At 58.4% G+C, this 14639-nt stretch carries 13 protein-coding genes and 1 pseudogene; 8 read left to right on the top strand and 6 right to left on the bottom strand.

Features of this window, described 5'->3' with window-relative positions; genetic code table 11:
• Positions 1-53: 53 nt before the first annotated feature.
• From RBH71_RS25540 to RBH71_RS25550, 3 genes are all read left to right on the top strand, one after another.
• Complete coding sequence (locus RBH71_RS25540) at positions 54-764, top strand: ABC transporter ATP-binding protein (RefSeq protein WP_003516652.1); 711 nt, start codon at positions 54-56, stop codon at positions 762-764.
• Positions 761-3322: an ABC transporter permease gene (locus RBH71_RS25545; protein WP_111800710.1), complete on the top strand. Its 2562-nt coding sequence runs from the start codon at positions 761-763 to the stop codon at positions 3320-3322. The genes RBH71_RS25540 and RBH71_RS25545 overlap by 4 nt, the downstream gene beginning before the upstream one ends.
• Positions 3323-3540: 218 nt before the next feature.
• On the top strand, positions 3541-4278 hold the full coding sequence (locus RBH71_RS25550) for a Bax inhibitor-1 family protein (protein WP_003516647.1): 738 nt from the start codon (positions 3541-3543) through the stop codon (positions 4276-4278).
• A gap of 135 nt (positions 4279-4413) precedes the next feature.
• Here RBH71_RS25550 and RBH71_RS25555 read toward each other — a convergent pair whose 3' ends face one another.
• The 3 genes and pseudogenes from RBH71_RS25555 to acnA all read right to left on the bottom strand — a co-directional run bounded on the left by RBH71_RS25555 (position 4414) and on the right by acnA (position 8834).
• Positions 4414-4806 carry a DUF2794 domain-containing protein gene (locus RBH71_RS25555; RefSeq protein ID WP_003516645.1) on the bottom strand — a complete coding sequence of 131 codons (393 nt, stop codon included), beginning with the start codon at positions 4804-4806 and terminating at the stop codon, positions 4414-4416.
• 397 nt (positions 4807-5203) lie between these two features.
• Positions 5204-5944, bottom strand: coding sequence for a DUF1223 domain-containing protein (locus RBH71_RS25560; protein ID WP_003516643.1), 741 nt, complete (start codon positions 5942-5944; stop codon positions 5204-5206).
• Between the two features lie 195 nt (positions 5945-6139).
• A pseudogene (gene acnA, locus RBH71_RS25565) lies at positions 6140-8834 on the bottom strand (aconitate hydratase AcnA).
• A 272-nt stretch (positions 8835-9106) separates the two neighbouring features.
• Between acnA and ccmA the strand changes: the two are divergent.
• The 5 genes from ccmA to RBH71_RS25590 all read left to right on the top strand — a co-directional run bounded on the left by ccmA (position 9107) and on the right by RBH71_RS25590 (position 12067).
• Positions 9107-9748, top strand: a complete 642-nt coding sequence (ccmA, locus tag RBH71_RS25570; protein ID WP_323687547.1) for a heme ABC exporter ATP-binding protein CcmA — start codon at positions 9107-9109, stop codon at positions 9746-9748.
• Between the two features lie 43 nt (positions 9749-9791).
• Positions 9792-10451 carry a heme exporter protein CcmB gene (gene ccmB / locus RBH71_RS25575; RefSeq protein ID WP_003516632.1) on the top strand — a complete coding sequence of 220 codons (660 nt, stop codon included), beginning with the start codon at positions 9792-9794 and terminating at the stop codon, positions 10449-10451.
• A gap of 74 nt (positions 10452-10525) precedes the next feature.
• A complete protein-coding gene (locus RBH71_RS25580; protein WP_003516631.1) occupies positions 10526-11287 on the top strand; it encodes a heme ABC transporter permease in 762 nt (253 codons plus the stop codon).
• Positions 11288-11291: 4 nt separating this feature from the next.
• Positions 11292-11465: a heme exporter protein CcmD gene (gene ccmD, locus RBH71_RS25585; protein ID WP_003516630.1), complete on the top strand. Its 174-nt coding sequence runs from the start codon at positions 11292-11294 to the stop codon at positions 11463-11465.
• Positions 11462-12067, top strand: coding sequence for a DsbE family thiol:disulfide interchange protein (locus RBH71_RS25590; protein ID WP_013636917.1), 606 nt, complete (start codon positions 11462-11464; stop codon positions 12065-12067). The genes ccmD and RBH71_RS25590 overlap by 4 nt, the downstream gene beginning before the upstream one ends.
• An 18-nt stretch (positions 12068-12085) precedes the next feature.
• Here RBH71_RS25590 and RBH71_RS25595 read toward each other — a convergent pair whose 3' ends face one another.
• From RBH71_RS25595 to RBH71_RS25605, 3 genes are all read right to left on the bottom strand, one after another.
• Positions 12086-13273 carry a GGDEF domain-containing protein gene (locus RBH71_RS25595; protein WP_003516628.1) on the bottom strand — a complete coding sequence of 396 codons (1188 nt, stop codon included), beginning with the start codon at positions 13271-13273 and terminating at the stop codon, positions 12086-12088.
• Between the two features lie 121 nt (positions 13274-13394).
• Positions 13395-13991, bottom strand: a complete 597-nt coding sequence (locus RBH71_RS25600; RefSeq protein ID WP_003516627.1) for a DUF2585 domain-containing protein — start codon at positions 13989-13991, stop codon at positions 13395-13397.
• Complete coding sequence (locus RBH71_RS25605; protein ID WP_003516625.1) at positions 13988-14638, bottom strand: septation protein A; 651 nt, start codon at positions 14636-14638, stop codon at positions 13988-13990. Before RBH71_RS25605 ends, RBH71_RS25600 begins: the two co-directional genes overlap by 4 nt.
• Position 14639: the final 1 nt, after the last annotated feature.

The following is a 14639-nucleotide window of genomic DNA, read 5'->3' on the forward strand; positions in this document are numbered from 1 at the left end:
CCGTCCGCATCGACACCGCCAGACTGTTTTCATCATATATAGGAACGAGAATTGTGACGAAAAGCATCATAGAGCTTAAGAAGGCCGACCTCACGCTCGGCAACGCCGCCGCCTCCGTTCACGTTCTCAAGAGCATCGATCTTGCCATTGGCGAAAGCGAGGCGGTGGGGATCGTCGGCCCTTCCGGTTCGGGAAAATCGACCCTTCTGATGGTGCTTGCCGGTCTCGAAAGGCTGGATAGCGGCGAGATCGTCATAGCGGGCACGGAATTGCATAAGCTCGGCGAGGATGCTCTCGCGGATTTCCGCGGCAAGAATATCGGCATCGTTTTCCAGTCTTTCCACCTCATCGCCAATATGACGGCGCTGGAAAACGTAGCCGTTCCGCTGGAACTGGCCAACGTGCCGAACCCCTTCGAGATCGCCAAACGGGAACTCGTTGCTGTCGGTCTCGGCGAACGCCTCAACCATTATCCCGGCCAGCTCTCGGGTGGCGAACAGCAGCGTGTTGCAATCGCCCGCGCGCTTGCACCCTCCCCCGCCGTGTTGATCGCAGACGAACCGACCGGCAATCTGGATGCGGATACGGGCCAGCAGATCGCCGATCTTCTTTTCTCAAAACAGGCCGAACGCGGCATGACGATGATCCTTGTCACCCATGATCCGTCACTGGCCGCCCGTTGCTCAAGACAGATCAAAGTGCGCTCCGGCGAGATAGAGGGTGACAGCGCCACTGCCCATATGGCCCGGGCGGTATCGGCATGATCGGCTCCATTCTCCCGTCTGTTGCCAACATCAAAAACGCATTGAGGCTCGCGCGGCGCGAAATTCGCGGCGGCCTTCGTGGCTTCTATATTTTCCTCGCCTGCATCGCGCTCGGAACCGGCGCCATTGCCGCTGTCAACTCCGTGTCACGCGCCGTCACCAGCGCGATTGCGACGGAAGGCCAATCGATACTGGCTGGCGATGTGCGCTTCGAGCTGCGCAACAGGGAGGCAACCGCAGAGGAACGGGCCTACCTCGATGGCCTCGGCAAAATTGCGGTTTCCACAGGGCTGCGCTCCATGGCGCGCCTTGCCGATGGTTCCGAACAGACGCTGACGGAAGTGAAGGCCGTAGACGGCGCCTATCCGCTTTACGGCGCCTTCGTAGCAGACCCAAACCGCCCTCTGAGCGAGCTTCTGGCTGCGAACGGCGATACCTATGGCGCCGTGGCCGCGCCGCTTCTCCTGGAGCGGCTGGGCATCAAGGTCGGCGACGACATCCTTCTCGGTAATGTGAAGCTGAAACTGACCGGCACGGTTGTCGACGAGCCGGATGCCCTGTCCGACGGCTTCGGTTTTGCCCCAAGGCTGATGGTCAGCCGCGATGCGCTTTTCGCCTCAGGCCTCGTTCAGAACGGAAGTCTGGTCGAACACGCCTACAAGATCATGCTGAACGATCCTGCAGCGCGGGCAACGATGACCGATGCGGCCAACAAGACGTTTCCCGATGCCGGCTGGTCAATCCGCACGAGTGACCGGGCAGCGCCATCGCTTACCGAAAACGTCAACCGCTTCTCGCAATTCCTGACGCTGGTGGGCCTGACCGCCCTCATCGTTGGTGGTGTCGGCGTTGCGAACGCCGTTCGCGCGTTCCTGGATTCCAAGCGCACCACGATCGCCTCGCTGAAATGCCTCGGCGCGCCGGCTTCCGTGGTCACCATGACCTATCTCTTCCAGATCGTGTTCATTGCCGCCGTTGGCATCATCATCGGCCTCGCTGTGGGCGCCATCGCCCCGCTGATCGCCATGCGGTTTCTGGAGGGTGTGCTTCCGGTACCGAAAGAGCTTGCCTTCTATCCGGCAGCACTTGGTCTTGCCGCCCTGTTCGGCATCTTGACGACACTTGCCTTCGCCATCGTGCCACTCGGCCAGGCGCGCGAAGTTCCCGCGACCGCCCTTTTTCGAGAGCAGGGGTTCGAGGAGGGCAGCTGGCCGTCCTGGCCTTATCTCGCAGTGACGGGCTTGTTGTTGGCTGCGCTGGCCATACTTGCCATCTTTTCGGCAGAAGAACGTTTCATCGCCTCGGTTTTCCTTGCTGCCATCGCCTTCGCGTTTGTGGTGCTGCGACTGGTGGCGTCAGGCGTCAAGGCCATCGCCAAACGCAGCCCGCGCGTTCATTCCGCCGCCCTTCGCCTGGCGATCGGCAATATTCACCGGCCGGGTGCGCTCACCCCCTCCGTCGTTCTCTCCCTCGGCCTCGGGCTGACGTTGCTGGTGACCCTGACGCTTATCGACGGCAACCTGCGCCGCGAACTGACCGACAGCCTGCCGGAACGAGCGCCGAATTTCTTCTTCGTGGATATTCAGGGCACCGAGTTGCAGGGTTTCCGCGATCTTCTCAGGCAAGAAGCGCCTCAGGGCACGCTGACCGAGGTGCCAATGCTGCGCGGCCGCATTCTGGCTCTTAATGGCGAGGACGTGACGAAGATAGATGTGCCGCCATCCGGCCGCTGGCTGCTGCGCGGTGATCGGGGCATAACCTATTCGCAGGATGCTCCCGAAAACGCCAAGCTGACCGAAGGAACATGGTGGGGACCGGATTATAGCGGCGAGCCGCTGGTCTCTTTTGCGGCGAAAGAGGCGCAGGAACTGGGCCTCAAGATCGGCGACACCGTTACCGTCAACGTGCTCGGCCGCAGCATCACGGCAAAGATCGCCAATCTGCGCAATGTCGAATGGGAATCGCTGTCGATCAATTTCGTCATGGTGTTTTCACCCAATACCTTCCGTGGCGCACCACATGCCTGGCTTGCCACACTCGCCGACCCCTCCGCATCCGCAAGCGAGGAGGGCCGGATATTACGCGCCGTCACCAACGCCTACCCGACGATAACAAGCGTACGCGTGAAGGACGCGCTCGATGTGGTCAACCGGCTGGTCGGCCAGCTTGCCACCGCAATTCGCGCCGCAGCGGCCGTTGCGCTCATAGCTTCCGTCCTCGTCCTCGCCGGCGCTCTTGCCGCCGGGAACCGTGCCCGCACCCATGATGCGGTCATCCTGAAAACACTGGGCGGTACACGCAGCCTGCTGATCCGCGCCTTCTCCTATGAATATATGATGCTCGGTCTCGCCACCGCCGTTTTTGCGCTTTTCGCCGGCGGCGTCTCCGCCTGGTTCGTCATTTCCCGCATCATGAAACTGCCCTCCAGCTTCCTGCCGGATGTGGCGATCGGCACGGTCGTCGTCGCCCTCGTCATGACGGTAGGCATCGGCCTCATGGGCACATGGCGAATTCTCGGGCAGAAGGCTGCTCCGGTTTTGCGGCAGGCGGGTGAATAATCTTCGGTTGTGCGCTGCTTAACTTTAACGATTAATTCTTTGTAATGATCGCTGAAACGTGAGCGCTTTTCGCGCATATGGTGTCTTTTCGACTGCGAAAGGCCTTGTATCGGACACGTTCTGCCATCATATTCTTGGGCAGGCTTGCTGAAGCTCCGCAGCGGCGCCCGGGAGGTATCCCGACACCGTAGCAATTACGGAGCTCAAAAGAGGAAACAATGGCTGACTTCAATAACTACCAGAACCGCATGGCCCAGACCCGTGCACAGACTGGTGCGATGATCGACGAAGGTCTTCGCGCCTACATGCTTAGGGTTTACAACCTTATGGCACTGGCTCTGGTCATCACCGGTGTTGCTGCCTTCGCTACCTTCACGCTCGCGACCACCAATCCGGCTTTCGCCCAGTTGCTCTATGCATCGCCGTTGCGCTGGGTTGTGATGCTCGCACCGCTCGGACTGGTGTTCTTTCTTAGCTTCCGTATCCAGAACATGAGCGTTTCCGCCGCCCAGATGACCTTCTGGGTCTATGCGGCGCTGATGGGCGTGTCCCTGTCTTCGATCTTCCTGGTCTATACCGGCCAGAGCGTCGTACAGACGTTCTTCGTGACCGCTGCCTCGTTCGGCGCGCTCTCGCTTTACGGTTACACGACGAAGAAAGACCTTTCGGGCATGGGTTCGTTCCTGATCATGGGTCTGTTCGGCCTCATCATCGCATCCATCGTCAACATCTTCCTCGCCTCTTCCGCGCTGCAGTTCGCGATCTCCGCGATTGGCGTGCTGATCTTCGCTGGCCTCACCGCCTATGACACGCAGAAGATCAAGGAAATGTATTTCGATGGCGACGAAGTTGCCGTGGCTGGCCGCAAGGCGATCATGGGTGCGCTGACACTCTATCTCGACTTCATCAACCTGTTCATGTTCCTCCTGCAGTTCATGGGCAACCGTGACAAGTAAGGGCAGGAACCCAACTGGCAAACATGCAAAAGGCGGCCATTCGGCCGCCTTTTTATTTACAAGAAATTCAAAACCTGACCGTCTCCCAACCCGCTGTGGCATCAAGCGGCGGAATGGGTAACCCGTAGTCCCATCTCACTCGATAAGCTTCAGGACCTTGTCGAAAACCTTGAGAACCTGCGGCAGTTCGTGGCCACGTTTGAGAATGCGGCCATCCGTATTCACCACGCAATAGGCGCCCTGTTTCGCCGCCAGCTTTGGGTTCTTCTCGATCCTGTAGAGCGGCATTTCACCCGAGCGTTTAAAGACTGAAAATACCGCCTTTTCCCTCAAGTGGTCGATGGCATAGTCGCGCCACTCGCCCTCTCCCACCATGCGGCCATAGATGCGCAGGATCGCGTCCAGCTCACGCCGGTGGAATGTAATTGGCAGAGGGTCTTTGTCTTTTTTGTACTCGCGGAGATCGACAACGGTGGAACTGTCGCGTGAAGCGGTCTGAACCTGCTGCACATCCGGTTGATCGGTCATCCAATACCTCCGATTCCACCCAACTCGTCCGATTAATGTGAGCCGGAGAAGACAAAATTGCAAGTCTCGAACAGCCATTGAACATGAGATCGCAACTTTGGAGGAGGGTTTTACGGTCTTAGGACGGCAGCGAAACCCAGCGTCTGGGACGCAGAAAGACACCAGCCGATGTCCATAAGGACGCTGCCTTAGAAAAAAGCAGGGGTAAAAAAGGTAACCATTTAGGCAGCCATTTTAGCATGGCCTGCCGTATTTCGGTCAAACCATGGCCCGAATTGAATGGAATAGTCCTATTGTCAATTGATGCCTAGGCACCAAGATGACCCGATCCGGTGCATTGACCCTTTACCCCCAGCCCCCAATGCCCGGATCGGATCTTCCATCGCCAGACAGGCGATCAGGGTGTTTCGTTCCCCAGTAAAATACTTGCACCGACGATTGCCGCCGGATCGCCGCTGGCATTTGCCGTTTGCAACAGCACGGCGCAGCCACCCTTTTTCACCTTTGCCACCACGCTCGCCGGAAGCTTCACCGTCATCGGTGAACCATCCCACATGCCCACGGTCTGCACGTCATAGACGCTGTGCCAGTAGGACATTTTCTTCCCCTGGTTTTCGCCTTTCTGCACATCCACCGTCTGTTCGCGCGTGAAATAGGCGACCACGACATCGGCCTTGCCGCTGCCGGCGCCAATATCGATCTCCACCTCGTCACCGGCAAATTTAGATGCGACCGGCACGTTCAGCCCCTGGCCCTCGCGCTTGAAAGCATCCAGCCTGTCGTAAATCCCGCGGACATCCGCACCCTTGACGTGGTCGCGACCGTTCAGGATGGCCTGCGGCGTATAGACACCGTTGCGGCCGAGAGCGCGCATGTAGCCATATTGCCGTTCTGTATTTTCCTTCGATGCCAGGGAATCTGTCCAGCCAAGATAATTCCAGTAGTCGACATGGTAGGAGAGGCCGACCACATCACCCTTCTGGATCATCTTGCGCAATGCTTCGTCCGCCGGCGGGCAGGACGCGCATCCCTGCGATGTAAACAACTCGACAACGCCCTTCACAGCCTCCTGCGCATGCGCGGATGTGACGAGGAACGTGCCGAGAAGACATATCGACAGGGGCAATTTCAGCGGCATTACAAGAACCTTTGTCCGGAGCAGATATCCAGACGAATTGATGCGATCAACCCAACCGGATGCAAACCGGAAAATAGCGTCTATTCCACTTCAATAGAAAGTCACGAAGGGGTGAGTGGCAATCACAAAAAAAGAGATGATGAAACGCAAAGACGCCGGGAAAAATCCCGGCGTCCTTTGTTGGTCTGAGCTTTGTCAGGCAACCAGATCGCGAAGAACGGTCTGCAGAATGCCGCCATTGTTCATGTAGATCACTTCATCCAGCGTATCGATGCGGCAAAGAAGCGGAACTTCCTTCACCGAACCGTCGCTGTAGGTGATCTTGGCGATCTTCTTTTCACGCGGCTTGATTTCACCTTCGAGACCATCGATCTCGACGACTTCATCACCCTTGAGATCAAGGCTTGCCCAGGTCGTGCCTTCCTCGAAGACGAAGGGAACGACGCCCATGCCGACGAGATTGGAGCGGTGGATACGCTCGAAGGACTGTGCGATGACCGCCTTGACGCCGAGCAGGTTGGTGCCTTTCGCCGCCCAGTCGCGGGAAGACCCGTTGCCATATTCGACACCGGCGAAGATGACGAGCGGAACGCCCTCCGCCTTGTACTTCATGGCAGCGTCGTAGATCGACATCTCTTCCTTCGACGGATAGTGGATGGTGTAGCCACCTTCCTTGCCGTTCGGGCCGAGCATGTGGTTGCGGATGCGGATATTGGCGAAGGTGCCGCGCATCATGACTTCATGGTTGCCGCGACGCGTACCGTACTGGTTGAAGTCGGCAACGCCCACGCCGTGCTCCGTCAGATAGGCGCCGGCGGGCGAAGCAGCCTTGATCGAACCGGCCGGGGAAATGTGGTCGGTTGTGATCTTGTCGCCGAAGAGACCGAGAACGCGGGCGCCCTTGATGTTCGTAAGGCCCGTACCGGTCTTGCCCATGCCCACGAAGTAAGGTGGGTTCTGAACATAGGTCGACTTGTCGTCCCAGGCATAGGTCTGGCCCGGGGGAACCTGAACGGCCTGCCAGTTCGCGTCACCCTTGAAGACATCAGCGTACTTCGATTCGTAAAGTTCGCGGGTGACGTATTTCAGGATAAATTCCTGGATTTCCTGCGAGGTCGGCCAGATATCCTTGAGATAGACCGGATTGCCGTTCTGGTCGTCGCCGATCGGCTCCTTCGTCAGGTCCTTCTGGACCGTACCGGCAAGCGCGTAGGCCACGACGAGCGGCGGCGAGGCGAGATAGTTCGCCTGAACATCGGGCGAGATACGGCCTTCGAAGTTGCGGTTGCCGGAAAGAACGCCGGCCGTGATCAGGCCCTTGTCGTTGATCGTCTTGGAGATCGGTGCGGGCAGCGGGCCGGAGTTGCCGATGCAGGTGGTGCAGCCGAAACCGACGAGGTTGAAGCCAATCGCATCGAGATCCTTCTGCAGACCCGACTTGTCGAGATATTCGGCAACGACCTGCGACCCCGGCGCCAGCGAGGTCTTCACCCACGGCTGGGACTTCAGACCCTTGGCAACCGCATTGCGGGCGAGAAGGCCGGCAGCGATGAGAACGGAAGGGTTGGACGTGTTGGTGCAGGAGGTGATGGCGGCAATCGCCACATCGCCATGGCCGAGATCGAACTCCTCACCCTCAACCGCATAGCGGCTGTGGAGCTGACCGGGCTTCTTGTAGTCGTTCTCGAGAGCCGTCGCGAAATTCGGTGCAATGGTTTCGAGCGGCAGACGGCCTTCCGGACGCTTCGGACCGGCCATGGATGGCACGACGTCGCCGAGGTCGAGTTCAAGGGTGTCGGTGAAGACGAGGTCGGAACCGTCGCCGGTCCGCCACATGTCCTGTGCCTTCGAATAGGCTTCGACAAGCGCGATACGATCCTTGGTGCGACCGGACATGGTCAGATAGTTGATGGTCTCGCCATCAACCGGGAAGAAGCCGCAGGTAGCGCCATATTCCGGACCCATATTTCCGATGGTGGCACGGTCGGCCAGCGTCATCAGAATCGAGGCCGGGGCCGAAGAATTCGACGAATTTGGAAACCACGCCCTTCTTGCGCAGCATCTGCACGACGGTCAGCACGAGGTCGGTCGCAGTCACGCCCTCCTTCACCTTGCCGGTCAGCTTGAAGCCGATGACCTCAGGCAGGAGCATGGAGACAGGCTGGCCGAGCATCGCTGCTTCAGCCTCGATACCGCCAACGCCCCAGCCGAGAACGCCAAGACCATTGATCATGGTGGTGTGGCTGTCGGTGCCGACGCAGGTATCCGGGTAAGCGATCGTTTCGCCGTCCTCTTCCTTGGTCCAGACGGTCTGGCCGAGATATTCGAGGTTTACCTGGTGACAGATGCCGGTACCGGGCGGAACTACGCGGAAGTTCTTGAATGCCTGCTGGCCCCACTTCAGGAAGCGGTAACGCTCGCCATTGCGCTCATATTCAAGCTCGACGTTTCGGGCAAACGCCGTCGGCGTGCCGAATTCGTCAACGATAACAGAGTGGTCAATCACGAGGTCGACGGGAACGAGCGGATTGATCTTTTCCGGGTCGCCACCGAGCGACACCATGGCATCGCGCATAGCGGCGAGATCGACCACAGCCGGAACGCCGGTGAAGTCCTGCATGAGAACGCGGGCGGGACGATAAGCGATTTCGTTTTCGGTCAGGCCCTTATTGTTCAGCCACTCTGCAACGGCCAGAATATGCTCCTTGGTGACGGACTGGCCGTCCTCGAAACGAAGCAGGTTTTCCAGAAGAACTTTCATGGAATAGGGGAGCTTGGAAACGCCCTTCAGGCCGTTTGCCTCAGCCTTGGGAAGGCTGAAATAGACGTAGTCCTTACCATCAACGGTAAGGACGGAACGACAATGAAAACTGTCGAGTGATTTGGGCATGGATAAAAAACCCCGCTTACTCTGATAGCCAACACGTGCGTGCGGACACCTATGCACTCATGCACATCAGGATGCGGGTACGACCATTTCCGCTGTCCGCACGTGAAAATTGCTCCTCGCAATCGTCAAGTCCGGCGCAAGATGATGTTCACGCCGGCCGCTGGCGTGGTTGACACCCATATAGATAATTTCTCAGAAACGTGCCAGACCATTCAGGAAATCAAATCGATTTTTTTATGCGAGACGATGAAAATCTTATACGGAAACGCAGCATGGATTTGACGGCGGAAAATCTTGGCGTGCGACGCGGCGAAGATTTCATATTCATGAACATTTCCTTCAAGTTAAGTGACGGCGAAGCGCTGGTGCTGACCGGCCACAACGGCTCGGGAAAATCCACGCTTCTGCGCACTGTAGCCGGCCTGCTGCGCCCCGAGCAGGGCTGGGTAAAGATAGCCGGCAAAGGAATAGAAGCGGACATGCGTCCATCGGAGGCCTGCCATTATCTCGGCCATCGCAACGCAATGAAAACGGAACTGACGGTTTCGGAGAATCTGTGGTTCTGGAAAGACTTTCTCGGTGACTTCACCGGCGGCGCCGGTGTCGATATCGATGAGGCAGCAGACATCGTCGGCCTTGCGGGAATCACCCACCTGCCCTTCGGTTACCTGTCCGCAGGCCAGCAGCGACGTTTTGCCATGGCAAAGCTTTTGATCGCGTGGCGGCCGGTGTGGATTCTCGACGAGCCGACCGCGGCGCTCGACAAAGCAGCGGACGGCATCTTTACGGATCTGGTCAAGAGCCACCTGAGGAGAGGCGGCATCGTAATGGCTGCCACCCATCAGCCGCTTGGGCTCGACAATGCGCGGGAATTGCAGATGACGGGATTTGCAGGTGTGGAGGCTTGGGCGTGATGGGTGCGTGTGCGGGGTATGCCCGCCTACCGAGGCGTCTCCAATGACCGCCCTCTTCCTCCGCGACCTGAAACTCTCCATCCGCGCCGGCGGTGGCGCGCTGATCGGCGTCTTGTTCTTCATGACCGTTGTCGCCGTCATCCCCTTCGGTGTCGGGCCTGATCTCAATCTGCTTGCACGCATCGGCCCGGCCATCGTCTGGATCGGCGCGCTGCTCTCCACCCTCCTCGGCCTCGACAGGCTGTTTCAGGCAGAGCGGGATGACGGCTCGCTAGACCTCATACTCATGCAGGAAAACCCGCTTGTGCTGACCGTGCTCGTCAAATGCCTTGCACATTGGGTGGGAACGGGTCTGCCACTGGTCATCGCCTCGCCGCTCATCGGCCTGTTCATGAACATGGACGAAGTGGCGATCGGCGCGGTGATGCTCACACTCCTTGTCGGATCGCCCGCCATTACCTTCATCGGCGCGGTGGGTGCCGCTGTCGCCGTTGCCTTGCCGCGCGGCGGCCTTCTGGTCTCCATCCTTGTGCTGCCATTGGCCATTCCGGTTCTGATCTTCGGCGTCAGCGCGTCCTATGCGGCGGTGCAGGATCCGGCACCCTTTCTGCCGCCCTTCCTCATTCTCTGCGCGATCACGTTATTTTCAGCCGTGACCGGTCCTTTCTTTGCCGCTTTGGCATTGCGCAATGTTATGGATTGATGAAACCGCAATTGCCGATCTACGATTGACGGCGATCAATTGCGGGACAGCCATTCTCGGGTTACACAAACGGCATGAACCAGCAGACTTTCACCATCACCAAATTCAGTGATCTCGCCAATCCCACGCGGTTTCTGGCGCTCTCGGCACGCATTCTGCCCTGGCTTGCGGTCCTGACGGCACTGGTGCTGGCCGCCGGTCTCTATCTGTCTTTCACGACAGATGGCGACTACCAGCAGGGTTATACCGTGCGCATCATGTATGTGCATGTCCCCTCCGCCTGGCTTTCGATGATGTGTTATACCGTCATGGCGGTCTCAGCGATCGGCACGCTCGTCTGGCGTCATCCGGTTGCGGATGTCAGCCACAAGGCGGCCGCACCCATAGGCGCTGCCTTCACGCTGATTGCGCTTGTTACCGGCTCGCTCTGGGGTAAACCCATGTGGGGAACCTGGTGGGTATGGGACGCGCGGCTGACGTCCGTCTTCGTGCTTTTTCTGATGTATCTTGGCCTGATAGCGCTCAACCGCGCCATGGACGACCCTTCCAGAGCCGCCCGTGTCAGCGCCGTGCTCATCCTCGTTGGTTTTGTGAATATTCCCATCATCAAGTTTTCAGTTGAATGGTGGAACACGCTTCACCAGCCGGCAAGCGTCATCCGCATGGGCGGCTCGGCAATCGATGCGGAATTTCTCTGGCCGCTTCTGACCATGGCGATCGGCTTTACGCTACTGTTCTTCACGTTGCACATCGCTGCCATGCGCAACGAAATCTGGCGCCGGCGCGTGGCAGCCCAACGGCGGCTTGCCGCCCGCATGGCAAACCGGGAGGCATGAGAACATGACACACGCCTTTTATATCGGCATGTCCTATGCGGCGACCGGCCTTGTTGTCCTCTGTCTCATCGCCTGGGTCATCCTGGATGGTCAGGCGCGCAAACGGGAACTGAAAGAACTGGAAGCATCCGGCGTGCGCCGCAGGGCAAAAGCCGCTTCTGCGGGTGAAACCCGATGACGCAGGCCAGCCAGGACCAGAACACCAAAGCCAAAAGCACGGGGCGCACACGATATGCCCTGGCGCTTCTGCCGCTTCTGCTTTTCGGCGGTTTTGCCATTATCGCCGGCAAGATGCTCTACGATCAGGACGTCAATGGGCTGGATATCAGCGCCATTCCATCGGCGCTCATCGGAACCAAGGCGCCCGCACTGTCGCTGCCGCCGCTGGAAGGCTCAAACCTGCCGGCCCTCAACGATGCCGCCGTCAAGGGTAAGCTGACGCTGGTCAACGTCTTCGCCTCCTGGTGCATTCCGTGCCGTCAGGAGCATCCCATCCTTCAGGAATTGGCGAAAGACAAACGCATCACCGTCGTCGGCATCAACTATAAGGACAAACCGGACAACGCGCTTCGTTTTCTCGGCGAACTCGGCAATCCCTTTGCCGCGATAGGCGTAGACCCGAACGGCAAGGCCGCGATCGACTGGGGTGTCTATGGTATCCCTGAAAGCTATCTGGTCGGCGCCGACGGCACGATCCTCTACAAAAAGGTCGGCCCCTTCGATGCCCGCAGCGTCGAGCGGGATTTATTGCCGGCGATCACCGCTGCGGCCGGAAAGTAGCCCGCGCGCCGAACGGTATTATACCTTGGAAATCACCCTTAGCGACGGCCCTTCGGCTGTCGCCTGCAAACCCATCCCTTCAAGCACGACCTGATTGCGGCCACCACGCTTTGCCGCATACAGGCTGTCGTCAGCGCGTTTGATCGCATCGTGAATTGAATGATCTCCTCTTGCGACAGCTGAAACGCCGAAGCTCGCCGTGACCTTGGTGGCCACGCCACGGCTACGCCAATCCAGCGACAGAAGGTTCAAACGCATGGCATTGGCAAGGTGACCGGCCGCAGCGGCGGTGTGGCCGGGCAGGAAAACCACGAATTCCTCGCCACCGAAACGCGCCACCAGAGCGTCGCTACACGCGCTTTTCCTGAGAAGGTCTGAAAGGCCGATGAGAACGATATCGCCGGCGGCGTGGCCATAGTCATCGTTGATACGCTTAAAATGGTCTATGTCGCACGCAATTACTGCGCCTATTGGTGTCCCGTTGCGAAAATCGGTAACGCGCCGGTCGAACCCACGGCGGTTCAGCACATCCGTCAGCGGATCGTGCTCAGCCGCTTGCAGGTGCCGGTCGACGGTCACGGAAATCTGGCTCGCGAGTACGGATAGCGCAAGCAGAAAGCCGAATATGCTCGCGGCAAGCTGCATGTAGAAAGCATAATCGGATTCGAAGAATTCACTGAGTTCGATCATCGAACCGTTCGGCGTCATCACCAGCAACATGCCGATGCGCACCAGCGTTTCGAGCACCACGAGTGACGCAATCGCCACCATCAGCCTGTCTGCAAGCGCCAGGGGCCGCTTCCGCACGATCCAGACCGGGATGGCGAGCAGCAGGGCGCAGACAAGATCACCGATGACCAGCTCACGTTTCAGATCCGGTGTGACGAAGACATGGAACGAGACCAGCAAAACCGCCGCAGCCACGATCGACAGTCGCGCCGTCGTATAAAGCGGCCGTCCGAAATGGGTAAGCAGCGCATGGCCGTAGAGAAAAAAGGCAGAGAAAAACAACAGGTTCGAGACGATCGCCTGTACTTCGAAGGGCAAGCCGCCAAGCACTAGAGGTGCGGCAAAACCAAACGCCGCCGAAAGATATCCGAAACCCCAATATCGCGCCGAAGCGTGGCCGGTCCTCTGCAGGAACAGGAATACCACACCGAATGTCAGCATGATGAAGGGGAGAAGGTAGGCGAAATTATCTTGCACAGTGTTCTGCCGGACGGAAAGACGAGCCTTTGAGCCCGGACACTACCGCAATGCCCTTAAGAAAACTTGCATATAACGCAGGGTTTTCGTGCCTTTCCGACGCACGTACGGGCAGATATCTTCACATTGGCGGGAGCGCGTTCTGCCATTGCTTGATCGCTTCGACGGGCCAGACAAGCATCACTACGTTCAGCGTCAGATTATCGCGGATCAGCCAGCCGGTGAAGATTTCAAAGAAGATGGCGATCACAACCGTCAGCCACACCGGCACGCGGGCGGCGAAGAGGAAACCCAGCGCCATGAAAACGGTGTCCATCGCGGAGTTCAGGATGCTGTCGCCGGTATAACCCAGCGCCATGGTCGCCGTGCGATAACGATCGATGATGAGCGGCGAGTTTTCGAGGATTTCCCAAGCTGCCTCTATCAAAACCGCAAAAGAAAGCCGCATGGAAAGGGGTTTCTTGCGAAACAGCAGCCAGGCGAGCCCGTAAAACAAGAAGCCGTGGATAATGTGTGAGGGCGTGTACCAGTCGGCAAGATGCTGGGAATTGCCCGGCGTGTTCACACCGGGTTCGAACAGCTTCACATAACCGCATTCGCAAATGGGAATGCGGCCCATGGCATAGAGGATGACGATCTGCAGGAGAAGAAGTCCGGCAGCGACACCGAACCATTTGAACGAGCGCGGACGGGAAGCCGGCATCTCTGCAACTGTCATTTTTCGTCCTTGTTCAGCGGTTCGAGCGAATGACGCATGACGAGCGGCATTTGCGCCATGGTGAAGATGATCGTGATCGGCATCGTGCCCCAAACCTTGAACGCAACCCATGCGTCGGTTGAGAACATGCGCCAGACCACCTCGTTCAGCACGGCGAGAAAGAGGAAGAACACACCCCAGCGCAGCGTCAGCTTGCGCCAGCCCTCATCGTTCAGCCTGAAGGCCGAATTGAAGACATAGCCAAGCAGCGATTGGCCGAAAAACAGGCCGCCCAGCAGAATGACGCCGAACAGCGCATTGACGATGGTTGGCTTCATCTTGATGAAGGTATCGTTCTGCAGCCACAGCGTCAGCGCACCGAACACGAGAACCACGATGCCTGATATCAGCGGCATGATCGGCAGCTTGCGCGTCAGCATCCATGAGACGGAAAGCGCAATTGCGGTTGCGATCATGAACAGGCCGGTGGCGATGAAGATCGGCCCGCCGAACTCCGTCAGTACCGGAAAAGTGGAGGCCAGCCATTCGCCGCGGGAATTGGCGAAAAAGAACACCATAAGCGGGCCAAGCTCGAGCACGAATTTCAGGAGCGGGCTGATTTCCGCCACCATCTTTTCGCTTTCCTTGGAATTGCTTTCAATATCCATA

Origin of the sequence: Rhizobium sp. AN68, from assembly GCF_030758035.1 — a bacterium.
Taxonomy (GTDB): domain Bacteria; phylum Pseudomonadota; class Alphaproteobacteria; order Rhizobiales; family Rhizobiaceae; genus Agrobacterium; species Agrobacterium tumefaciens.

Excerpts from the sequence above, each read along its gene's own strand:
- RBH71_RS25545 (WP_111800710.1), top strand. The coding sequence starts at position 761 with ATGATCGGCTCCATTCTCCCGTCTGTTGCCAACATCAAAAACGCATTG.
- RBH71_RS25550 (WP_003516647.1), top strand. The coding sequence starts at position 3,541 with ATGGCTGACTTCAATAACTACCAGAACCGCATGGCCCAGACCCGTGCA.
- RBH71_RS25555 (WP_003516645.1), bottom strand. The coding sequence starts at position 4,806 with ATGACCGATCAACCGGATGTGCAGCAGGTTCAGACCGCTTCACGCGAC.
- RBH71_RS25560 (WP_003516643.1), bottom strand. The coding sequence starts at position 5,944 with ATGCCGCTGAAATTGCCCCTGTCGATATGTCTTCTCGGCACGTTCCTC.
- ccmA (WP_323687547.1), top strand. The coding sequence starts at position 9,107 with ATGGATTTGACGGCGGAAAATCTTGGCGTGCGACGCGGCGAAGATTTC.
- ccmB (WP_003516632.1), top strand. The coding sequence starts at position 9,792 with ATGACCGCCCTCTTCCTCCGCGACCTGAAACTCTCCATCCGCGCCGGC.
- RBH71_RS25580 (WP_003516631.1), top strand. The coding sequence starts at position 10,526 with ATGAACCAGCAGACTTTCACCATCACCAAATTCAGTGATCTCGCCAAT.
- ccmD (WP_003516630.1), top strand. The coding sequence starts at position 11,292 with ATGACACACGCCTTTTATATCGGCATGTCCTATGCGGCGACCGGCCTT.
- RBH71_RS25590 (WP_013636917.1), top strand. The coding sequence starts at position 11,462 with ATGACGCAGGCCAGCCAGGACCAGAACACCAAAGCCAAAAGCACGGGG.
- RBH71_RS25600 (WP_003516627.1), bottom strand. The coding sequence starts at position 13,991 with ATGACAGTTGCAGAGATGCCGGCTTCCCGTCCGCGCTCGTTCAAATGG.
- RBH71_RS25605 (WP_003516625.1), bottom strand. The coding sequence starts at position 14,638 with ATGGATATTGAAAGCAATTCCAAGGAAAGCGAAAAGATGGTGGCGGAA.